This window comes from Microbacterium sp. NPDC090225 (assembly GCF_044772365.1).
Taxonomy (GTDB): Bacteria; Actinomycetota; Actinomycetes; order Actinomycetales; family Microbacteriaceae; genus Microbacterium.
The window spans coordinates 1,964,218-1,986,339 of record NZ_JBIVYS010000001.1 but is presented as its reverse complement, the minus strand read 5'-3'; the positions used below and the strand labels follow the sequence as shown (position 1 = coordinate 1,986,339).

Genomic DNA, 22,122 nt, shown 5'->3' with positions numbered 1-22,122 from the left:
GAGCGAATGGATGCTGCCGCCCTGCGACGCTTCGACAGGCTCAGCGACCCAGGTCGGGTGGGGCCGACGGAACCAGGTCGGGTGGGGCCGACGGACCCAGGTTGGGTGGGGGCGACGGGACTGGGTCCCTGAGCCTGTCGAAGGGCCTCGCCCCGCGCAAGCCCCCGTGCCGATGAACGAGCCGTGGGAGAATGGTTTCTCATGGAGACCCCCGAAGAGAAGCCTCCCCGCACGACCGCCACCAACATCGTCCCCAAGGCCACCGAGACGGGCCGCAAGATCGTCCGCGACATGTCGGCCGTCCCGCCGCGCGGACTGCACCCGGCGCTGATCCCCGGAGTGTCGGTCGAGGAGACCGGGCGCACCTATCGCACCGACCACCTCGTGTTCGGTGTCGCGCTCGCCGCGACCGTGGCGTTCATCGCCTGGGGCGTGTTCGCGGGCGACAACCTCTCGGGCACGGCGAGCAGTGTGCTCGCGTGGGTGGTCGAGTACTTCGGCTTCTTCTTCACGACGATCGCGACGGTCATCCTCGTGTTCATGCTGTTCGTCGGCTTCAGCCGGTACGGGCGCATCCCGCTCGGCCGCGATGACGAAGAGCCCGAGTTCTCGATGTTCTCGTGGATCTCGATGCTGTTCGCCGCCGGCATGGGCATCGGTCTGGTGTTCTGGGGTGCCGCCGAGCCGCTCACGTTCTTCGAGTCGCCCCCGCCCGGCACCGTCGAGGCCAACACCCTCGAGGCGATGCACACCGCGCAGGCCCAGGTGCTCTATCACTGGGGTCCGCAAGCCTGGGCGTTCTACGCACTCGTCGGCGGCGCGATCGCCTATGGTGCATTCCGCCGCGGCCGCACCCCGCTGATCTCCTCGATCTTCGCGCCGCTGCTCGGCGAGGGCCGCACGACCGGTCCCCTCGGCCGCACGATCGACATCTTCTCGATCATCGTCACGCTCTTCGGCACGGCCGCCTCGCTCGGACTCGGCGCCCTGCAGATCGGACACGGCGTCGAACTCGTCACCGGCATCGGCGAGGTCGGCAACGGCATCCTGATCGCGGTCATCGCCGTGCTCACCGCCTGCTTCATCGCCTCGGCCGTGTCGGGCGTCTCGAAGGGCATCCGCGCGCTCTCCAACACCAACGCCGTGATGGCACTGGTGCTCGCGTTCTTCGTGTTCTTCGTCGGACCGTCGATGCTCATCCTCAACGTCATCCCCTCGGTCGCCGTGCAGTTCCTCGGAGACCTGCCCACCATGATCGCCCGCTCGGCGTCGCAGGGCGCCGAGGTCGAGACGTTCCTCTCGGGCTGGACGATCTTCTACTGGGCCTGGTGGATCTCGTGGTCGCCGTTCGTCGGCATGTTCATCGCCAAGATCTCTCGCGGCCGCACGCTCCGCCAGTTCGTGTCGGTCGTGATCGTCGTGCCCTCGGCGATCTCGCTCATCTGGTTCGCGATCTTCGGCACCACGGCGATCAGTCAGCAGATGGACGGCGCTGGGCTCGTGGTCGACCCACCCGAAGAGGTGCTGTTCGGCGTGCTCGAGAACCTGCCGTTCCCGCTGATCACGAGCATTCTGCTGATCCTGTTGATCTCGATCTTCTTCATCACCGGCGCCGACTCGGCCTCGCTCGTGATGGGCACGCTGTCGCAGCAGGGTCGTCCGGAGCCCGCGCGCTGGGTCACGGTCACCTGGGGCGCGTTGGTCGGCGCGATCGCCGCCGTCGTGCTCGTGTCGGGTGAGGAAGGGAGCGGACTGCAATCGCTGCAGAACGTGACCATCATCGCGGCGCTACCGTTCGCGGTGATCATGGCGTTCATGATGGTCGCGTTCATGATCGACCTGCGCCGCGACCCCATGATCCTGCGCGACCGGTATGCCCGTGCGGCGGTGCGCCACAGCGTCATGGCCGGACTCGAGGAGTACGGCGACGACTTCGCCCTCGTGCCCGTCGAGTACGACCACTCGGGTGACGACCTCGCCTGGATCGACGAGGAGACCGTCGACGAGACGCTCTCCGAGGTCTACGAGGCGGCGACCGAGGCGATCGACATCATCCCGCAGGGAGACGTCGACGCCGCGGTGGATGCCGCGGTCGACCCCGCGCAGTCGGATGCCCCGGAGCGGCCGCGCGTTGACTGATCGGGTGTGCGGGTGCTTCGACAGGCTCAGCAACCCAGTGAGTGGCTCAGCAACCCAGTTTCGGTGCAGGATCAGCAACCCGGTACTGGGGCCCTGAGCCTGTCGAAGGGCCCCAGCGGCCCCGTCAGCCCGCGAGGCGGGTCAGACGCACGACGAGCAGGCCGACCGAGGTGATCAGCACGAAGTAGCTGAGCACGAGCCCGAGGATGGCGGCGAGGAGCATCCGGCCGCGGTGGCGCACGGCGTTGTGGCCGACGAACACCGCGGCGCCCGCGACCACGATCGACACCAGATAGCCGATCACGCCGCTCGTGAACGTGAGGAACACGATCAGCGCCACGATCCCCGCAGCCAGCGCGATGAGGTGACGGTACGGGTTCGGTTCGGCCTCGGTCATGCCCCGAGCCTATCCAGACGACGGGTGCACGCCCGGCGCTACTCCTTCGCGCCCTCGGCGGCTCCGGTGATGCGGGCGGCCATGCCGGCGAAGATCGCACCGTGGAACGGCAGCACGGCGAACCAGTAGAGCCGACCGCCGAGCCCGCGAGGGAAGAACACCGCCCGCTGCTCGTAGGTCGCTCCGCCCCCGTGCGGCAGGGCCCGCAGCTCGAGCCATGCCGACCCCGGCACCTTCATCTCGGCGCGCAGACGCAGCAGTCCGCCGCTCGCGTCGGATGCATCGGTCTGCACCCCCGGCTCCTCGACCGCCTCGACCCGCCAGAAGTCGATCGCGTCGCCGACCCGAGCCTCGGTGCGGCTGCGGCGTCCGCGGCGCAGCCCGACGCCGCCCACGAGGCGGTCCATCCATCCGCGCACGGCCCAGAGGAACGGCGAGGAGTACCACCCGTTCGTACCGCCGATGCCTTCGATCACGCGCCAGAGCTGGTCGACGGATGCCTTCGTCTCGAGCGTCCGGGCATCGGTGAACACCGTTCGCCCGGCCCAATCGGGGTCGCTCGGCAGCGGGTCGCTCGGCGCACCCGAGACTTCGGAGTCCTGCCAGCTGGTCTCGATCGTGTCGTTGTTCGAGCGGCCGATCGCGAGCGAGACGGCCCGCCGGTAGGGGGTGAGTCCGCCCGTCGGTCGGGGGATCAGGTCGTCGACGTCGCGGTTCTTCACCACGCACTCGTTCTGCAGCGAGGCGACGAGCGGGCGGGCGATCGAGCGCGGCACCGGCGTCACGAGGTTCACCCAGTGCGAGGCGAGCCCCGGGGTGAGTACGGGCAGGGCGGCGATCGCCCGCTGGGGGAGCCCGGCTTCAACCGCGTATCCGTTCATCATCTGGCCGTATCGCAGCACGTCGGGGCCGCCGATGTCGACCGCCCGGTTCACGCTCCCGTCGACCCGGGCGGCGCCGAGCAGGTAGTGCAGCACGTCGCGGATCGCGATCGGCTGGATGTGATTGCGCACCCACTTCGGCGCGGGCATGTACGGGAGGACCTCGGTGAGGTGACGGATCATCTCGAACGACGCCGAGCCCGACCCGATCACGACCCCGGCCTGCAGCACGAGCGTCGGCACGCCCGATTCGAGGAACACCTCGCCCACCCGCACGCGTGAGCGCAGGTGCGGCGAGAGCTTGACGTCGTCGGGGTGCAGCCCGCCGAGGTACACGATGCGGCGGGCTCCGGCCTTCGCCGCGGCATCCGCCACCGTCTGCGCCGCGCGCTCGTCGGCCTCCTCGAAGTCCTTGCCGGCGCCCATCGAATGGATCAGGTAGTAGACGACATCGACGTCGCGCATGGCCTCGGCCACGGCATCCGCATCGTCGGCCGATCCCTCGACGATCTCGCAGTCCGCACCCCAGGGGAAGGATGCCGCGCGCGTCGCGTCGCGCGCCAGAACCCGCACCCGATACCCGGCGTTGAGCAGGCGCGGAGTGAGGCGTCCGCCGATGTACCCGGTCGCCCCGAGCACGAGGGCCACGGGGGCGCTGCCGTCGTCTCGGGGGATCGCGCGCAGGTCGTCTTCACGTCCGGTGGGCTGGGTGAGCTCGGTCATGTCCCGAGCGTAGGTCGAAGTCGACGGAATATCACTAGGCTGGCATTTCACTAGTCAACCTAGTAATCTTTCGGACGAGGAAGGTGATTCGATGTCCCAGGCAGTGGAAACGACCCGCACGATCGGCTCCCGACGCGCCCTGCGCCGCTCGACGGCGGTGAAGCCCGTCGCAGATCTCGACCTCACGCCGCTCTCCGCCCGCCAGGCCGTGGGACGCATCTCGGGCATTCCCGCTCCCGTCGAACGCCGCTCGTTCCTCCGGTCGGCCGGCATCGTCGGCGGAGTCTCTCTCGTCGCCGCGGCATCCGCCCCGCTGATGGCGGGACTGCTGCTCGCCGGTTGATCCGGAATACCGGAACACCCCCACTGGACCACGCACGACCATCGAGAAGAAAGGAGCCCCCCATGGGACTCGACGACAAGATCAAGAACGCCGCAGAAGACATCGCCGGTAAGGCGAAGGAGGCTGCGGGCAAGGTGACCGGCAACGAGAAGCTCGAGGCCGAGGGCAAGGCCGACCAGGTCAAGGCCGACGCGAAGAAGGCCGGCGAGAACGTCAAGGACGCGTTCAAGAACTGAGCGAACGCAGGAACTTCGGGGAGGCGGTGGGTGTACCGCCTCCCCGAACTCTGTCCCGGGGCATTCGCCTCGCGACGGGAAGAAAGTGAGAACGACATGTCCGAACCCGTGAAGAGCGAATCCCTCTGGCAGCGGCTGCTCCGCCGCTTCCGACCGGCGCCCACCGAGCCACGGCGCCTCACGGTCGACGACGTGACGGTGGTCGACCGCCCCATGCTCCGACGCGCGGTCGCCGGAACCGTGGTCGGCAACGTCATGGAGTGGTACGACATCGGCGTCTACGGCTACCTGGCGGTCATCATCGGACGGGCGTTCCTGCCGGATGCCTCGGCCGGCGCGCAGTCGCTCTTCTCGCTCGGCGTGTTCGCCGTGACCTTCGTCGCACGCCCGCTCGGCGGCATCGTGCTCGGCCAGCTCGGCGACCGGATGGGTCGCCAGCGCGTGCTCGCGTTCACGCTCATCATGATGGCGGCCGCGACCTTCCTCATCGGCGTGCTGCCCGACTTCTCGGTCATCGGCGTCTGGGCGCCCATCCTGCTCATCGTGCTCAAGCTCGCGCAGGGCTTCTCGACCGGTGGCGAGTACGCCGGTGCGACGACCTTCATCACCGAGTACGCACCCGACAAGCGTCGCGGGTTCTACGCCTCGCTGCTCGACCTCGGCTCGTACATGGGCTTCGCGATCGGCGCCGCGTTCGTCTCGATCCTCCAGCTCACGCTGTCGGCCGACGTCATGCAGGGCTTCGCCTGGCGCATCCCGTTCCTGGTCGCGCTGCCGCTGGGCCTGATCGCCATCTACTTCCGACTCAAGATCGAAGACACCCCCGCCTTCCAGGAGGCGCAGGATGCCGCGGCCCACGCCGCCGACGAGGCGCAGGCCGCGGCCGATGCGCCCAAGGGCGTGATCGCTCTCATCCGCGCGTACTGGCGCGAGCTGCTCACGGCCTTCGTGCTCGTCGCCGCGGCGAACACCGTCGGCTACGCGCTCACCTCGTACATGCCCACGTACCTCACCGGAACCCTCGGTTACGACGAGGTGCACGGCACGCTGCTGACGCTGCCGGTGCTCGTGGCGATGGCCCTCTGCATCCCGCTCACCGGTCGGCTCTCCGACCGCATCGGGCGCAAGAAGGTGCTGTTCATCGGCTCGATCTCGGCGATCGTGCTCGCGGTGCCCGCGTTCCTTTTCATGATGCACGGCGAGATCTGGTCGACCGTGCTGGGCCTCGTGCTGCTCGCGTTCCCGGTGACGTTCTACGTCGCCAACCTCGCCTCCTCGCTGCCGGCGCTCTTCCCGACGTCGTCGCGCTACGGCGGCATGGGCATCTCGTACAACCTGGCGGTGGCGCTGTTCGCCGGTACCGCGCCGGTCGTGATGGAGGCGCTCGTGCAGATGACGGGCTCGTCGCTCGCGCCGGCCTTCTACGTGATCGGCACGTCGATCGCCGGGTTCATCGCCGTGGTCGTGCTCAAGGAGTCGGCGCGCCGACCGCTGCCCGGCGCGATGCCGAGCGTGCAGACCGAGCAGGAGGCCATCGAGCTCGTCGAGGGTCAGGACGACAACCCCGACCTCGACCTCGACGAGCTGTTCCCCGAGCGCGTCGAGCAGGCAGCGGATGCCTCGGGCGGCGCCGACGGCGCGGAGCCTGCGGAGCCGGCCGAGCCCGAGAAGGTCTGAGGCGGGCGGGCGATTTCGAGGATTGTCGCGACAGAAAGATAACAGCCCCGGGGCCGTTGCAGGACGCTCCGCTCGGTGCGTATACCGGCATCGATCGACCTGCTAGCTTCTCGCATATGGTGGCATATGGTTTTCGCATTCACACTCTTCAGCCTCGAGTGAGGCGCTCGCAAAAATTCTTGCGTATAGAAGATGTGTCGGAGGCCGCAGATACAGCAGACGCGTGCGAAGCCGTCTATCGGGCAGCGCAAGCATTGGAGGGGGAACTTAGCGTCGGGGCGCCAGCGTTTTATCAGGATCCCGAGTCGGAAGAGATTCGTCAGAGCGAGCTGGAGAAGTCGGACAACCTTCCGTATTTCTTGCTCAAGTCAGTCTCACTTAGTGGGCGTGTGCTCAAGTTCGTTGTGCGCACGGGGCGAGAGTCAGATCACGATGGGCTGATGAGCCGCGGGGGCGCATCTGAGTCGATGAAACAGAAAGCCGCGGTTCGGCAGCTGAGGGTGTGGATGGTGTTCCCTACCGCTGGCGACTTCGCCTTTATGATCTCGGAGACCCGAGGGCGAGGACATGCGGGAGAGCTGCTATTGAAATGGATCACGCGCACGCTGCAGAGGGAGTCCGTCACGATCAACGCCAAGGGCAAGCGGGAGGAAGCCGATTGGCTCCACTGGAAGGTAGAGCCTCGCATCGACGGATCTCGGCTCGATGGAATCCTGCAAGACTCGACAGATCATAGCCTGCGCCTGAAACGTCGCGGAGTGTCTTCCACGGGAGAACGGGGTAGCCTCGAACTCGAACTCGTGCAGTTCGGGCTGAAGCAGACGCCAATCGAGAAGATCGCAGAAGCGATCTCGAAGATGGCGGCGCGTCGGGACAGCGGGAGTCGTGCGCAACGCGAGGTTGAGGCTGCGAAGGATGTTGTTGAGCTTGTCGACTCTGATGTCGGTGGCCTCGACTTTAATGATGGAGAGATCTCCTTCAAGGAGAACGGAAAAGTACAAACGATTAATGCGGAAACCGTCGATCGCTTGTTCGTCTATCCGCTCGGGGGCAAGAGGCCCAAGGCGGATGCAATCTTCGGGGCCGGGAGTCTGGTCGTCGAAAAGATCGCACCCACGCTGGGAGTCCAGCTGACCTAGTACCAAACGGCAAGGAGCCAATCATGGCGAATCGCTTGTTTCCGTCGCAACTGTTCCGAGGGCATTGGAAGTCCCTCAGTGACTATCGAGATCGCAGGCCCACACCAGACAGGCTGACTCGAGGAATTCTATTGCTCGTACCAGTGCTGTCCGCCACCGCGGTCTGGGTATTCGGTGGCACTCTCGCGTCACCCGGCGCGCTCCTATCAGGCATAGCCCTTCTGGCGGGGGCGCTGCTCGCTGCCTTCGCGCAGGTCTCTAACCTGCGTTTTCGCCTTACCGAGCGGATGAGGGAACTGCCAGACGCCGAGCAGCTCGATAGAGATGCGTTAGATGAGACTGCGAGCCACCTGCTCGTCGCGGCATATCTTTCGGCGTTCACGGCGCTTTGGCTCGTTCTGGCTATGAACTGGGGTCTGAATGAATCCGGGGCTGTGTATGGCCCGTGGGCGGCACTCGTGGTGCTGTTCGCCGTGTACGTGCTCTTGACCTTCTTGATTGCGATCCCACGTCTGTACACGGCGTACGTCACTTACAACTCCGTGCGTGCTGAGCTAAGTGGCACGCACCGGGGCTAGGACGGTTCCGAGCCGGCCGAACCCGAGAAGGTCTGAGGTGGGCGTGCGGGCGGGCTACTCGCCCGCCGCTCCCTCTTCCTGCGACTCTTCGTGATCGCGGATCACGTCGCGCAGTTCCTGGTCGAGATCGGATGCCTCTTCGATCGCCGAGGTCATCCCAGCGAGGAAGCGGGTGACCACCGCGCGCTCCTTGTCGGACATCTCGTCGACGAGCGACAGCATCCGCCGGTGCATCGCACCGAGGGTGTGGCGCACCTCGTCATCGCTGCTGACCGTGGGGACGACGATGCCCGCACGCCGGTCGGTGGGGTGCGCCTCACGGCGGACGTGTCCGCCCTTCTCGAGGCGGTCGATGAGGGTCGTGGTGGATGCCGTCGAGATGTCGAGCATGCGGGCGATGTCGATCGAGCGCACGATGCGTCCGGCGCGCTGCTCGCGCAGCAGGAAGCGCAGGGCGACCAGGTCGGTCTCGTTCATGCGCATCGACGCGCGCGTGCGGGCGCGCATCGCGGTCTCGGCCGAGCGGTAACGGCGCAGCAGGTTGAGTACGTCGACCGTGGTCGCGGAATCGGCGTCGGGGTACCAGTAGCCCGAGCGCGTGAATTCTTCGGAACTCTCCATCACGCCACCACCTCGCCGTCGTCGCCGACCCGCGTGGCCTCGCGCTCGAGCATCTCGATCGTGCCGTCCTCGACCTCTGCCGGGACGATCTGGAGTTCGCCGCCGGTGATCGCATCGTGCTCGGCGGCGACGACCTGTTCCAGCCGCCAGACCGGGACGGCGGGGAAGCGCGCCCGCAGGCGCTCGACCATGTCGGAATACAGGATGTATCCCGCATCGTCGAGAGTGAGTCGCTCAGCCATATCATCCTTTCCGGCGGGGCGGTATTCCATCCTCTCATCCGAAAGAGCCCCTGGTCTCCATTGAAAAAGGCTAGGCAGCCTCGTAACGAGATGATCTTGTAGCATGGAGGGGTCAGGGGGTGACACATGCTGAACGAAACGACGACGATCACATCCGATCTCGTGCACAGCGTCGACGAGTTCCGTCGGGCCGATGCGCAGTACGCGCGACGCCTCGCGGCCGTGCGCGCGCCGAACGACACCGACCGCGTCGCGATGCGCTTCATCGCGGATGCTCCGGCCGATGCTCCCGTCACTCCCGGCGATCTCGCGGGGCACCTCAGCGTGAGCACGGCCGCGATCACCAGCGTCATCCGCCGCCTGCAGGAGCGGGGGCAGATCGTGATCGCCCCGCATCCGGCCGACGCGCGTTCGAAGGTCCTGCGCCCCTCGCTGCGCGACATCAATTCCCCCGCTGACGACCTGACTCGTCGGATCGAGGAGATCGCCGACGAATTCACCCCGGAGCAGACCGATGTCGTCTCCCGATTCCTGCGCCGTCTGACCGAGGAGATCGCAGACCTTCCGTAAGGCTCGAGTAACCGTTGTATCGGTTGTCGAACGATCTGGTTGGAAATTTAACTAGGTTACCTAGTAATATAAATCTCACGCAGTCTCGACCACGAGGAGAGCAGCATGGGACATCTGACCTACGGAAACACCGACGCATCGATCGATGTGGACGACGCCCTGCTCGTCCACCTCCGCGCCGTCACCGTCACGAAGCTCCGGCGCAACGAGTCGTTCGCGCTGACCGTACCCGCCGCCAACGGCGCCAACCAGACGCTGTGGATCCACGCATCGATCCCGCTTCGCTTCTCCTTCGACGGCGACCCCGCACTGCACCGCCCCCTCCTCGCGTCGATGATGGAGGCTGCGAACTCCGCGAACGGCCTCGACCTCTCCCGCGAGGAGTACGCCTCGTCGCTCGAGCAGGCGCGCGAACTCCAGGCCGTGAGCGCCTGACATGCCCGGTCGAGATCGCAAGGCGTCGCGCGCGTCCCTCGCGAGTCCGCGGCGCCGCTTCCCGCTCGTCCGTCCACCTCGCGGCCTGTGGGTCGAGGTCGAGCGCGGATTCCACGTCGGCAACGAGCGCGGGTTGTTCCTCGGCTCGGTGAAGGCCGCCGACCCCGAACCCGGTTACCACGCCTTCGGGCCGACCTCCGAGCACATCGGGTGGTTCGACGAACTCGAAGCCGCGAAGGTCGCCGTGGTCGCGGCATCCGCCGTCTCCGCGCCGGGTGAGCTGACCCACTGAGGTTTCTCTGGTGGGGCCCTTCGACAGGCTCAGGGACCCAGTGTCTGGGGCCCTTCGACAGGCTCAGGGACCCAGTGTCTGGGGCCCTTCGACAGGCTCAGGGACCCAGTGTCTGGGGCCCTTCGACAGGCTCAGGGACCCAGTGTCTGCAACTGGGTTGCTGAGCCTGTCGAAGCACCCCCCACGAGGCGCGGAAGAGGGGCCCGCAGGCGTACCTGCGGGCCCCTCTCCGTTCGCTCAGACCTGCGCGCCTCGGCGGCGGATCACCAGCCCCGCGCCGGCGAGCAGGGCCAGGATGCCGAGCATCCACAGCAGCGATGCCTCGCCGCCCGTCGCGGGCAGCGTGCCGTCACCGGCATCCGTCCCGTCTCCGGGGGCGACGGCCCCGCCGTCACCCGGCGTGCCGGGGGCACCCGTGCCGGGGTCGGTCGGATCGGCAGGCGGCACCACCGTGACCGCGCTCTGCGCGACCGCCGTCGTGCCGTAGTCGTCGGTCACCGTGTAGACGAGCGCGTACGCGCCCGCCGACGGCCCGACCATGCGCGCCGCGCTGGCCGCCTGCACCAGCTCGACCTCGATCCGGTCGGTCAGATCGACACCGTTCGCGTCCTTCGCCGAGACCCCGGCGAGCTCGTCGAACTCTTCGCCCTCGACGACGGTGCGGGTCGGCGGGACTCCACCGAACGTCGGCTCGACCGCGGTCACGGTCACCGTGCGCTCGACGACCGTCTCGTTGCCGGCCAGGTCGGTCACCCGGTAGGTGAGCGTGTAGACACCGGGCTTGGTGGTGTCGACCGCGCCCTCGACCGTGATCGCCGAGGTCACGTCACCGTCGATCTCATCGGTCGCCGAGACTCCGGCGAGCGGCTCGAACGGCTGGCCCTGCGCCACCGCTGACTCGGCGGGAAGACCCGCGAACTCCGGACCCTTCTCGTCGTTCACCGTGCGGGTGAGCGTCACCTCGTCGATCACCTTGCGATCCATCGTCTGGTAGGTCGTGAGGGTGATCGCCTCGGGCGTCACGTCGACGTCGGTGTACTGCGGCTGGTTCGACTGGTCCTTGATGGCCGCCTCGGGCGACGACGCGTCGAGACCGTAGAACTTGCTGCCGCTCGAGGAGTTGCCGGTCACGTACAGCACCTGCCCCTCCTCGGCCGCGAGCGTCACTCCCGACTTCTCCTGCGCCTCCAGGTCTCCGGCCGGCGTCGTGCCGTCCATGAGGTAGCTGCGCGTGTAGATGTGGTCGTGACCGGCGAGCACCAGGTCGATGCCCAGTTCGCTGAACACCGGCGCGAGGGCCGCACGGCGCTCCTTCACGTCCTGCTCCACGGAATGGAACGCGGCCGAGTAGAGCGAATGGTGCATGACGACGACGATCCAGTTGGCGTCGGTGCCCTGCTCCTCGACGACCTCGCGCAGGAAGGTCGCGTGGTCCTCCTCGTTCGTGCTGCGGGCGTTGGTGTTGATGTTGAGGTAGAGCACGCCGTTGTAGGTGTACCAGTAGTCGCCTCCGGCTCGCCCGTCGATGCCCTCGTACCCGTGGGTCTCGGAGCGGTTCGGGGTGAAGAAGTGCGAGTTGAACTGGTCGGACTGGTTGTCGTGGTTTCCGATCGTCGCCTGGAAGGGCACCTGCTTCAGCAGCTCGGGGGCGATCAGCGAGGCGTACTCGTCTTCGGAGCGGTGCGTCTCGATCTGGTCACCGCCGCTCACGATCATCGAGGCATCCTTCTCGTACTGGTCGATCTGACCGAGCGATGCGGCCCAGCGGTCGCGGTCGTTCTGCCAGCTGCCCGACGCACCGATCTGCGCGTCCGTCAGGTAGACGAAGCTGTACGTCTCGTCGAACGTGCCGGTCCACAGCTCGTACGAGCGCGACCATCCCATCTCGTCGTTGCCGACCCGGTACAGGTACGAGGTCTCCTCGGCCAGTCCGTCGATGACGACCTGGTTCGAGTAGCGCCCGTCGCGGGCCTGCGCGGTGGTGGCGTCGAGCGTGCGCGCCTCGGCGACCGGGAACCCGGCGCCGGTGCGTGCGGATGCCGGTGCCACCTGCACCTGCGCGGCGATCTGACGGTCGGTGTAGAACGTCAGGTTGCGCTGCGTCTCGTCGGATCCCACGTGCAGGAGCACGTCGGAGATCGCGGCGGGAGCGCCCTTCGCGGCGATGGTGAGCGAGGTCAGCTGCAGGAACACGTCGGAGCTCGTGGCGTTGGTGTTGTGCACCTGGATCGCGATGGTGTTCGCGCCCGCCTGCAGAGCGGAGGCCGGAACCGTGAACGCACCCGTCAGCGGCGCCGATCCGTTGTCACCGGCGTAGACCATGTTGCTCGGTCCGTTGCCGATGCGCGCATCCGCGAAGCCGCCGACGAGCTGCCCGTTGACGTACACGCGTGCCGCGTCGTCGTAGGCGATCTCGCCGTTCAGCTGGGTGATCTGCGCGAGGTCGGCCGCGTCGATGTCGAACGTCGCGCGGAAGAAGAACGCCTCCGTGTTGGTGGTGCCCGTCTTGTACTGGGTGACGAGGGTGGTCGGCGTGTAGCCGCCGCCCAGGTCGCCGATCACGCCGTTCTTCGCGCCGAAGCTGCCGGTGCCGGTCTTCCACGACGCGTCGTCGTAGTCGGCGGCGGTCCAGCCGGTGTGGGTCGTAAGACCCGCGGCGGGGTCGTCGGCCGTGTCGTGGACGCGCCAGACGGTGTCGGCGTTCGTGACCGCGGTGCCGTCGATGTCGATCGGCGCCTGCACGGTGGGCTCGGTCGGCTCCTGCGCGTCGGGGCGCGTCGGCAGCGCCGGCTCACCCGGTTCGGTCGTGTCGAGCGGGCGCAGTGCGACGTCGAAGACGTGCATGATGCCCTTCGAGACGTCGTTCGGCAGGGTGACGCTCTTCACGGTCTTCTTCGTGTCGAGCGGCACGACCGCCGTCGCGAAGAGGGTCGGCTTCGCGGTGTCGGAGCCGCCGCTGAGCGTGTTGCGCTTCGTGAGCGGAACCAGCCGGATGTTGCCGGGCTCGGCGCCCGAGTTGGTCCAGTCGGTGAGGCGCACGTCGACCTTCTTCGTGGAGCCGTCGGTGTACGTCACCAGCGCGGTACCCCGCGAGGGGCCGTTGGTGGCGAGACCCAGGAACGAGATCCCGGATGCCGCGACGTCGCCGAAGTCGAGGACCTGGCCGTTCGGGATCCAGTGGTCGGCCTCGCCGGCAGCCGTGTCGGGCCACGTGAACTCGACACCGGTGTCGCCGAGGGGGAGCTTCGCCCCGCCGGTGGCGCCCGCAGCCGCGAGGTCCTCGCGCGAGAGGCCGATGCCGCCGGCATCCAGCCCTCCCATGTTGACCGCGCCGTCGGAGGTGATGCCGACCGAGTTGCGGTTGTCGCTGCCCTCGCGGAACGACGGGGGCACATCGCCCTCGCCGGTGCCCCACGTCGAAGCCGTCGCGCCCATCGTGAAGTCGAGCGTTCCGCCCGAGCGCGCGAAGTCGGCGGGCAGCCATGACGCGGTCTGCGCCTGGCCGTTCACCGACAGGCCCGTCGTGTAGCGACGGTCGTCGCCGGCACCGGGGGCGTCGATCGAGATGGTGCGGTCGGAGCCGATCGAGGTGATCTCGATGTGCTCGAACATCGGAGCCGAGACCAGCAGGTCGGCGGTGCCCCAGATCGCGGGCATCAGGCCGATGTTGGCCCAGACGTACCAGGCGCTGAACGAGCCGAGGTCGTCGTTACCGGCCAGGCCGTCGGGAGCCGTGGTGAACAGCTCGTCGGCCGCGCGGTACAGCGTCTCGATCGTCTTGTGCGGAGCCTGCAGCCAGTTGTAGACCCACGGGAGGCCGAAGCTGGGCTGGTTGGCGATGTACGCGGCGTCGCTGAACGCGCCCGCGTCGAGGTCGCGCAGGATGCGGTCGAGCTGCTCGGTGGCCTTCTCGGTGCCGCCGCGGGCCTCGATGAGATCGGCCATGTTGTGCGACACGTTGAAGCCGTACTGGTAGCCGGTCGACTGCTCGAACTGCGCGCCCTGCGTGGTGAGCGAGGTGTTCAGGAAGCCGTTGCGGTTGCGGGCGTCGATGTGCCCGGTGGCCGTGTTGAAGATGTTCTTCCAGTTCTGCGACCGGGTCGAGAACTGCTCGTACGCGGCCTCGTTCCCGAGGCGCTTCGCCATCTGCGCGATCGCGAAGTCGTTCGTCGTGTACTCGATCGTGCGCGAGGTCGCGGCGCCCTGCTTGTCTCCGTCGATCCATCCATGGATGCCGTACATGACGGCATCCGATCGCCCGGTGTTCGTCATCGGCAGCGTCTGCGTCGCGAGCATGCTCTCGAGAGCTTTCGCGCGGTCGTAGTCGGTCGAGCCGAAGTCATCCGTCGCCGCGACGATGTTCTGCAGCGAGTCGCCGCTCATCTTCGTCTGGATCTGGTTGTAGGTAGGCCAGCTCGTCCACTTGCCCGACTGTGAGACCATGTCGACGATCGACTGGTTGATGTCGCTCGCGCGGTTCGGGTAGAGCAGGGCCAGCAGCTGCGACTGCCCGCGGTAGGTGTCCCAGCCCGAGAAGTTCACGTAGAAGTCGTGGCCCTCCTCGACGCTGCGGATCGTTCCGTCGTATCCCGTGTAGCGGCCGTCGACGTCCTGGAACGTGTTCGGGTGCAGCAGCGAGTGGTACAGCGAGGTGTAGAAGGTGATGCGGTCGCGGTCGGTGCCGCCGGTCGCATCGATCGATCCGAGTCCCTCTTCCCAGGTCGCGCGCGCCTGAGCGCGGGTCTGGTCGAAGTTGAGGGCGTCGGTCTCGGCCCGCGCGTTCGCTCGGGCACCGTCGACCGAGACGTAGCTCAGGCCGATCTTGGCGGTGACGTCGGCGCCGTCGGCGAACGTCAGGTAGGCGCCGGCGCCGTGCTTGGTGGCGGCGGATGCCTCGGTGCCGCCGGCCTGCACGCCCGCCGGGGTCCACGTGCCGAACGACGCGACCGGCTGGTCGAAGGTCGCCGAGAAGTAGGCGGTGTACTGCGAGCCGCCGTTGCAGACGATGTTGGCCTTCACCGAGCCGGTGAGCTCACCGGTCGCGGGGTCGAAGGCGATGTCGGAGGCGTGCACCTGGTTGTTCGAGCCGCCTGCTTCGAAGAGCAGCGTCGAGGTCGCAGCCGTCTCGTCGAAGGAGTAGCGGCTGACCGCGGTGCGGGTCGTGCTGGTGAGCTCGGCCTGCACGTTCTCGAGGCCGACGGCGTAGTATCCGGGCTCGGCGGTCTCGTCGTCGTGCGAGAAGTCGAGGAAGTAGTCGCCGATCGCGCTCGCCGGGTTGCTCGGCAGGGCGCCGTCGGTGAGGGCGCCGGTGAAGGGGATCACCGGGAAGTCGAAGCCTCCGAAGTTGGAACGGCATCCCGTGCCGGAGAGGCGGGTCATGCCGAAGCCGCGGATCTGGTCGGCGTCGTACTCGTAGCCGCCGAACTGCTGGCCGTTGCCGGTCTCGAAGGTGGTCGGGCTGGACTGCACCATGCCGAACGGCACGGTCGCGCCGGGGAAGGTGTTGCCGTAGTGGTCGTTGCCGCGGGCGTTGTTGGCGTCGTTCATCTGGGTGCCGATGAACGGGTCGACGGCCTCGAACGGGGTGAGGGTCGAGATCTCTTCGGCGTAGGCGGCGGGCGTCACGAGGACGGACGACGCCGTGAGGGCGGTGATGACTCCGACGGCCACGGCCGTGCGTCGTCTTCTCATGTGTCGGCTGGGGGATGCCGAACGCATGGGGGGCATGCGATTACCTCCGTGTGGTGGGTGGATGCGCTGCCCGCATTCTGACAACGCTGTCAGGAACACTATGGAGGTTTATGGACGCGATGTCCAACAAAAGATGAACAGAAGATGTCGGTGGGCTCGCCCGCGTCAGTTCGGGGGCCGAAAAGACAGATGTCGGATGCTTTCGGCGAAAGCATCCGACATCTGTACTTCTGTCCGACGGGCGACCCCGCGGCATCCGCTTACTGCGCGGTGTAACCGCCGTCGACGAGGTGGTAGCTGCCGGTGACGAAGCTGGCCGCGTCGCTCGCGAGGAAGGCGATGAGGTTCGCGACCTCGTCGGCCTGGCCGAGGCGGCCGATCGGGTGCTTGCTCACGAGGTACGCCTTCGCCTCTTCGCCCATGGTCGCGAGCAGCGGGGTGTCGATGAAGCCGGGGCCGACCGAGTTCACGCGCACGCCCTGCGCCGAGTACTCGAGTGCGGCCGACTTCGTCATGCCGACGACGGCGTGCTTCGCGGCGACGTAGGCGGGGGAGTTCGCGAAGCCGACGCTGCCGAGGATCGAGGCGACGTTGACGACCGAGCCGCCGCCGTTGGCGAGGATCGCGGGCAGCTGCGCCTTCATGTTGCGGAAGACGGCGTTGAGGTTGATCGAGATGACCTTGTCCCAGGCCTCATCGGTGTACTCGGCGGTGGGGGCGGATGCTCCGCCGATACCGGCGTTGTTCACGCCGATGCGCAGCGGGGCGAGCGAGTTCGCGAGCTCGACCGAGGAGGCGATCCAGGCCGGGTCGGTCGCGTTGCCGACGGATGCCTCGGCGACGCCGCCCACGGCACGGATCTCTTCGACGACCGCGTTCGCGTGCTCGGCGTTCAGGTCGTTGACGACGACCGCGGCGCCGTTCTTCGCGAGGAGGAGCGCGGTGGCCTTGCCGATTCCGCTGCCTGCTCCGGTGACGATCGCCGAGCGGTCCGAAACGTCGTACTGAGCCATGGGTGGGCTTCTTCCCGGGCGGGCACTGCTTCCGGGAGATCTTCTCGGACGGTCCGTCCTTCTCTTCAGCCTACGCCCGTTCGGGGCGGGTGGATTCGCGTGAATGGAGTTTTCGGGTGGTGTTCGGCATCCGGTGCGGGGTGGGGCGCTTCGACAGGCTCAGCGACCCGGTTCTCGGCTCAGCGACCCGGTTCTCGGCTCAGCGGCCCGGTTCTCGGCTCAGCGGCCCGGTTCTCGGGTTCATTCACGACTGGGTCCCTGAGCTTGTCGAAGGGTCCCCGCACGAAGGGCCCGAACGCGGAGAGGGCCCCCGCGAAGCGCGGGAGCCCTCTCGAGAAGCCGGTGGATCAGAAGTCGAACTCACCGATGTTGTCGGCGTCGAACACGAACGGGTCTCCGAGGAGCACCGTTCCGTCGGCTCCGACCGTGTACTCGCCCAGGTCGCCGGCGTCGAAGGTGTCGCCCTCGGCGCCGGTGATGTCGCCCTCGATCAGAGCGGCGGCGGCGAAGGCCGCGAGGTAGCCCAGGTCCTCCGGGTTCCACAGGGCGAAGGCGGTGACGGTGCCGTCCTCGACGTACTCGCGCATCTGGTTCGGCGTGCCGAGGCCGGTCAGCGCGACCTTGCCCTTGTAGTCCGAGGTCGAGAGGTAGCGTGCGGCGGCCGCGATGCCGACGGTCGTGGGCGAGACGATGCCCTTGAGCTCGGGGTGCGTCTGCAGCAGCGCCGCGGTCTTGTCGAACGAGGTCTGGTCGTCGTCGTCGCCGTAGACCGTCTCGACGAGCGTGATGTCGGGGTACTCGCTGGCGACGTACTCCTTCATCAGGTCGATCCAGGCGTTCTGGTTGGTGGCGTTGGCGGATGCCGACAGCACGGCGATCTCGCCGGCGTTGCCGATCTGCTCGGCGATGAGGTCGATCTGCACCTTGGCGATGCCCTCGGCGTCGGCCTGGTTGATGAACAGGTCGCGGCACTCGGGGTTGGTGTCGGAGTCGAAGGTCACGACCTTCACGCCGGCGTCGCGGGCTTCGTTCAGCGCGTCGCAGATGGCCTTCGGGTCGTTCGCCGAGACGACGAGCGCTCCGACGCCCTGCTGCGTGGCGGTGTTGATGTAGCTCACCTGCGCGTCGGGCGTGGCTTCGGCGGGGCCGACCTCGGCGAACGTTCCACCGATCTCCTCGACCGCGGCCTTACCGCCCTTGCTCGACGTGTCGAAGTACGGGTTGCCGAGGTTCTTCGGCAGGAAGGTGATCGCGAGGTTGTCGGACCCACCCTCCGAGCCGCCTCCACCCGAGCCCGCGCCGGTGTCGACGCAGCCCGTGAGAACGAGGGCGGCGGCCACGGCGAGAGCCGCGAACGCGCCGGCCTTCTTGGTTCCAAACTTCATTGTTCTTCCTTTCGTGGTGATCGCCGCAGGCGGATGCCGTCGGCGAGAGGCGGCCTCAGGGTGCGGAGGCGACGCGGGGGAGGGGCCCTGCTTTGGCGCGGATGCGCTGGGCCCAGGCGAGCACGCTCGCGGCGACGACCGAGAAGATCAGTAGGCCGCCGGTGATGATGTTGATGACGTCGGAGGTGACGCCCGCCAGGCGCAGTGCGCTGGAGATGACGCCGATGAGCAGAACCGCGGCGACGACGCCGTGCAGCTGACCGCGCCCGCCGAACACCGAGACGCCGCCGAGCACGACCGCCGCGATCACCTGCAGCTCGAGCCCGGTGGCGTTGTCGCCGCGGGCGCTGCCGAAGCGCAGGGTGTAGAAGATGCCGGCGAACGCGGCGACCGCTCCGGCGAGCACGAAGAGGATGAACTTCGTGCGCTCGACGTGCACGCCCGAGAACCGGGCGGCGTCCTTCGAGAGTCCGATGGCGTAGACGCCGCGGCCGAAGGGCGTGAAGTGCAGCAGGATCGCGAAGGCGACGAGCAGCACGAGGAACGGGATGATGATGTACGGGATCGTGGTGCCCGCGATCTTCGCCTTCGCGAGTGCGGTCCATGCCTCGGGGAAGTCGGTCACGGCGGTCGTTCCGAGCAGACCCACCGCGAGCCCGCGGAACAGGGCGAGCGTGCCGATGGTCACGGCGAGCGACGGCAACCCGACGACGGTCACGAGGAAGCCGTTGAACGCCCCGCCGACGACGCCGACGAGGAGGGCCGCGAGGGCGGCGACCTCGAAGGGCGCTCCGGCTTCGGTGAGGACGCCGGTCACGACCGAGGCGAGGCCGACCATGCTGCCGACCGACAGATCGATCTCGCCGGTGATCATCACGAGCGCCATCGGCAGCGCGATCAGCAGGATCGGCGTCACGTCGAGCAGGAGGTAGTTCAGGGTGATGGGCTGCGCGAACCCGCGCACCGAGGTCATCGACACGACGACCACGAGCACGAGCAGTGCGACGATGGCCGCTTCGCGGTTGATGAACAGCCGCTGCCAGAGCGAGCGGTCGTGCGCGCGGATGACGCGGATGCTCCCCGTCGTGGCGGGGGCGGGGCTAATGGTGGTCATGAGTCGTCCCTCGCCTCGATGAGCCGCCGTTTCTGCCGCACCGCGAGGACGCGGTCGAGCACGATGGCCCCGATGATCAGGGCGCCGACGACGGCGCGCTGCCAGAAGTCCGGGATGCCGAGGATCGGCAGCGCCCGGTTGATGGTCATGAGGAGGATCGCGCCGATGGCCGCTCCCCACACGGTTCCGACGCCGCCGGTGATGGCGATGCCTCCGATGACGGCCGCGCCGACGGCATCCAGCTCCCATCCGGAACCGGCCTGCGAGCTGACGGATCCGTACCGCGCGGCGTAGAAGACGCCGGCGAGGCCCGCGAGTGCGCCGGAGAGCACGAACGCGGTGAGCAGGCGGCGAGTGACCTTCAGCCCGTAGAGCTGAGCGGCGGCCGGGTCGGACCCGATCGCGTAGTACTCGCGTCCGGAGCGGGTGTTGCGCATGTACCAGGCGGCCGCGGCGAGCACGATCAGGGCCACGATCGACAGCACCGGCACGAAGAGGATCTGCTGGGTGCCGAGCGCGAGGAAGTCCTTCGGCATGTCCGAGGCGTTGACGCGGTTGCTGCCGGTCCAGAGCACGTTGATGCCGCGGTAGGCGTAGAGCGTGCCGAGGGTGATCACCATTGCGGGCACCTGCGCGAAGGCGACCAGGGCGCCGTTGATCAGGCCGAGCAGCGCGCCGAGCACGACGGCGGCGACCACGACCAGGACGATCGGGATGCCGGGGATGTCGATGAAGAGCCGTCCGGTGAGATAGGCGGTGAGGCCCATCACCGATCCGACCGAGAGGTCGACGTTGCGGGTGATGATGACGATCGCCTGGCCGACGGCCACGAGCACGAGGATCGACGGCGTCAACAGCAGGTCGCGCCAACCGTCGGCGCTGAAGAGGAAGTTGGGGTTCTTCGCCGTCGCCGCGACGACGACGAGGGCGAGGGCGACGAGGATGCCGAACTCGCGGGCCCGCCCGACGCCTCCGAGCGTCTTGCCGATCCGTACGGCCGCGGTCGTGGTCGTTGTCGTAGTCACGAGTGGATCTCCGATGCGTGGGTGGCGGCGCGCATGACGTTCTCGCTGGTGGCGTCGGCGCGGTTGATCTCGGCGGTGATGCGGCCCTCGCGCATGACGAGCACGCGGTCGGCCATGCCGAGCACCTCGGGGAGCTCCGACGAGATCATCAGGATGCCCATCCCCTCGCCGGCGAGCTGCGACAGCAACCGGTGCACCTCGGACTTGGTGCCGACGTCGATGCCGCGCGTGGGCTCGTCGATGATCAGCACCTTCGGGTGGGTGGCCAGCCACTTCGCCAGCACGACCTTCTGCTGGTTGCCGCCCGAGAGGGTCGAAGCCACGGTGTCGAGGGCGTGGGTCTTCACCTCGAGGCGGGAGGCCCACTCCTTGGCGGCGCGGTTCTCCATGCCGGTGGTGAGCAGACCGAAACGGGAGAGCTGTCGACGGATCGAGAGCGTGATGTTGCCGCCCACGCCCGACTCGATCACGAGTCCCTGTCGGCGGCGGTCCTCCGGGACGAGAGCCAGACCGCTGCGCATCGCCGCGGTGGGGTTGTTGCGCGGAACGGCGGCGCCGAGCATCCGCACCTCGCCCTCGCGATAGCCGTCGACGCCGAACACCGCGCGGGCGACCTCGCTGCGACCCGCGCCCACGAGCCCGGCCAGCGCGACGATCTCGCCCGACCGCACCTCGAAGTCGATGTCGTGGAAGACGCCGGGACTCGTCAGCCCGCTCACCTCGAGCAGCGGCTCGCCGATCACGGCATCCTGCTTGGGGAAGAGGTCGGTCACGTCGCGGCCGACCATCTGCCGCACCAGTTCGTCGACCGTGGTGTCGGCGATGGCGGTGGTGGCGATGTACGCGCCGTCGCGCATCACGGTGACGGTGTCGCAGAGGTCGAAGACCTCGTCGAAGCGGTGCGAGATGAAGAGGATCGCCCGGCCCTCGTCGCGGAGGCTGCGCGCCACGGCGAACAGGCGGTCGACCTCGACGCCGCTGAGGGCCGCGGTCGGCTCGTCCATGATGAGCACGCTGGCGTCGAGCGAGATGGCCTTCGCGATCTCGATGATCTGCTGGTCGGCGATCGACAGCCCCTCGGTGACGCGGTCGGGGTCGAGCGTGACGCCGAGGCGGCGGAAGATCTGCTCGACCTCGGTGCGCATGGCCTTGCGGTCGATGCGCCCCAGTCGGCCGGTGGGCTGGCGGCCCATGAAGATGTTCTCCGTCACCGACAGGTCGGGGAAGAGCGTCGGCTCCTGGTAGATCACCGCGATGCCGGCGGCCTTCGACTGGGCGGTGCTGGTGAAGTCGACGTCTTCGCCGTGGAAGCGGAAGTCGCCGGAGTCGCGGCGGTAGAGCCCGGCCATGATCTTGACCATCGTCGACTTGCCGGCGCCGTTCTCTCCGATCAGTGCGTGCACCGATCCCGAGCGCAGCTCGAGGCTTCCGGAGCGCAGGGCGATCACGGGTCCGAAGGACTTCACGACGCGGTGCAGCTCCAGAGCGATGCCCGGAGTACCAGGGGGGACTTCAGCGGCCACGGGGGTGCCCTCTCCTTCGAGGTTTCGCAGATTCCGGCGGTGGATTCGACGTTCTGAACTTTACATGAATCGATTCATGCTGTTTCAAGATAATGTAA

Annotated in this window: 19 protein-coding genes; 9 read left to right on the top strand and 10 right to left on the bottom strand. The window is 67.7% G+C overall.

The features are described from left to right. The first annotated feature begins 201 nt into the window (after window positions 1–201). A complete protein-coding gene (locus ACIQTT_RS09430) occupies window positions 202–2,139 on the top strand; it encodes a BCCT family transporter (RefSeq protein WP_402788848.1) in 1,938 nt (645 codons plus the stop codon). Between the two features lie 124 nt (window positions 2,140–2,263). On the opposite strand, the gene ACIQTT_RS09425 is transcribed toward ACIQTT_RS09430, so the two are convergent. Together ACIQTT_RS09425 and ACIQTT_RS09420 are read right to left on the bottom strand one after the other, a co-directional pair. Then, a complete protein-coding gene (locus tag ACIQTT_RS09425; protein ID WP_402788846.1) occupies window positions 2,264–2,536 on the bottom strand; it encodes a hypothetical protein in 273 nt (90 codons plus the stop codon). 38 nt (window positions 2,537–2,574) lie between these two features. Then, complete coding sequence (locus ACIQTT_RS09420) at window positions 2,575–4,140, bottom strand: SDR family oxidoreductase (RefSeq protein ID WP_402788844.1); 1,566 nt, start codon at window positions 4,138–4,140, stop codon at window positions 2,575–2,577. Window positions 4,141–4,231: 91 nt separating this feature from the next. Here ACIQTT_RS09420 and ACIQTT_RS09415 point away from each other — a divergent pair, with 91 nt between their 5' ends. From ACIQTT_RS09415 to ACIQTT_RS09395, 5 genes are all read left to right on the top strand, one after another. After that, the gene (locus ACIQTT_RS09415) at window positions 4,232–4,483 is read left to right on the top strand and encodes a hypothetical protein (protein ID WP_402788842.1); all 252 of its coding nucleotides are present in this window, start codon (window positions 4,232–4,234) and stop codon (window positions 4,481–4,483) included. A gap of 62 nt (window positions 4,484–4,545) precedes the next feature. Continuing rightward, window positions 4,546–4,719 (top strand): CsbD family protein, encoded by a 174-nt coding sequence (locus ACIQTT_RS09410; protein ID WP_402788840.1) that lies wholly within the window; start codon window positions 4,546–4,548, stop codon window positions 4,717–4,719. 96 nt (window positions 4,720–4,815) lie between these two features. Beyond that, window positions 4,816–6,396: an MFS transporter gene (locus tag ACIQTT_RS09405; protein WP_402788838.1), complete on the top strand. Its 1,581-nt coding sequence runs from the start codon at window positions 4,816–4,818 to the stop codon at window positions 6,394–6,396. Between the two features lie 194 nt (window positions 6,397–6,590). Then, entirely contained in the window at window positions 6,591–7,535 is a 945-nt protein-coding gene (locus ACIQTT_RS09400; protein ID WP_402788836.1) for a hypothetical protein, read from the top strand. A 23-nt stretch (window positions 7,536–7,558) separates the two neighbouring features. Beyond that, window positions 7,559–8,113, top strand: coding sequence for a hypothetical protein (locus ACIQTT_RS09395; protein ID WP_402788834.1), 555 nt, complete (start codon window positions 7,559–7,561; stop codon window positions 8,111–8,113). 54 nt (window positions 8,114–8,167) lie between these two features. On the opposite strand, the gene ACIQTT_RS09390 is transcribed toward ACIQTT_RS09395, so the two are convergent. Further along, on the bottom strand, window positions 8,168–8,734 hold the full coding sequence (locus tag ACIQTT_RS09390) for a MarR family winged helix-turn-helix transcriptional regulator (RefSeq protein WP_402788832.1): 567 nt from the start codon (window positions 8,732–8,734) through the stop codon (window positions 8,168–8,170). Further along, window positions 8,734–8,976: a hypothetical protein gene (locus tag ACIQTT_RS09385; RefSeq protein ID WP_402788830.1), complete on the bottom strand. Its 243-nt coding sequence runs from the start codon at window positions 8,974–8,976 to the stop codon at window positions 8,734–8,736. Before ACIQTT_RS09385 ends, ACIQTT_RS09390 begins: the two co-directional genes overlap by 1 nt. A 126-nt stretch (window positions 8,977–9,102) precedes the next feature. Between ACIQTT_RS09385 and ACIQTT_RS09380 the strand changes: the two genes are divergently transcribed. The 3 genes from ACIQTT_RS09380 (at window position 9,103) to ACIQTT_RS09370 (ending at window position 10,273) form a co-directional block, all read left to right on the top strand. After that, entirely contained in the window at window positions 9,103–9,546 is a 444-nt protein-coding gene (locus ACIQTT_RS09380; protein ID WP_402788828.1) for a MarR family winged helix-turn-helix transcriptional regulator, read from the top strand. 105 nt (window positions 9,547–9,651) lie between these two features. Further along, a complete protein-coding gene (locus ACIQTT_RS09375) occupies window positions 9,652–9,981 on the top strand; it encodes a hypothetical protein (protein ID WP_402788826.1) in 330 nt (109 codons plus the stop codon). 1 nt (window position 9,982) lies between these two features. After that, entirely contained in the window at window positions 9,983–10,273 is a 291-nt protein-coding gene (locus tag ACIQTT_RS09370) for a hypothetical protein (RefSeq protein WP_402788824.1), read from the top strand. Window positions 10,274–10,510: 237 nt separating this feature from the next. Here ACIQTT_RS09370 and ACIQTT_RS09365 read toward each other — a convergent pair whose 3' ends face one another. The 6 genes from ACIQTT_RS09365 to ACIQTT_RS09340 all read right to left on the bottom strand — a co-directional run bounded on the left by ACIQTT_RS09365 (window position 10,511) and on the right by ACIQTT_RS09340 (window position 22,024). Then, window positions 10,511–16,000: a GH92 family glycosyl hydrolase gene (locus ACIQTT_RS09365; protein ID WP_402788822.1), complete on the bottom strand. Its 5,490-nt coding sequence runs from the start codon at window positions 15,998–16,000 to the stop codon at window positions 10,511–10,513. A gap of 224 nt (window positions 16,001–16,224) precedes the next feature. Then, complete coding sequence (locus ACIQTT_RS09360; protein WP_402788820.1) at window positions 16,225–16,977, bottom strand: SDR family NAD(P)-dependent oxidoreductase; 753 nt, start codon at window positions 16,975–16,977, stop codon at window positions 16,225–16,227. A gap of 347 nt (window positions 16,978–17,324) precedes the next feature. Further along, window positions 17,325–18,362 carry a rhamnose ABC transporter substrate-binding protein gene (gene rhaS / locus ACIQTT_RS09355; protein WP_402788818.1) on the bottom strand — a complete coding sequence of 346 codons (1,038 nt, stop codon included), beginning with the start codon at window positions 18,360–18,362 and terminating at the stop codon, window positions 17,325–17,327. A gap of 55 nt (window positions 18,363–18,417) precedes the next feature. After that, the gene (locus ACIQTT_RS09350; RefSeq protein ID WP_402788816.1) at window positions 18,418–19,476 is read right to left on the bottom strand and encodes an ABC transporter permease; all 1,059 of its coding nucleotides are present in this window, start codon (window positions 19,474–19,476) and stop codon (window positions 18,418–18,420) included. After that, a complete protein-coding gene (locus tag ACIQTT_RS09345; RefSeq protein ID WP_402788814.1) occupies window positions 19,473–20,501 on the bottom strand; it encodes an ABC transporter permease in 1,029 nt (342 codons plus the stop codon). The genes ACIQTT_RS09350 and ACIQTT_RS09345 overlap by 4 nt, the downstream gene beginning before the upstream one ends. Next, on the bottom strand, window positions 20,498–22,024 hold the full coding sequence (locus ACIQTT_RS09340; protein WP_402788812.1) for a sugar ABC transporter ATP-binding protein: 1,527 nt from the start codon (window positions 22,022–22,024) through the stop codon (window positions 20,498–20,500). The genes ACIQTT_RS09345 and ACIQTT_RS09340 overlap by 4 nt, the downstream gene beginning before the upstream one ends. Window positions 22,025–22,122: the final 98 nt, after the last annotated feature.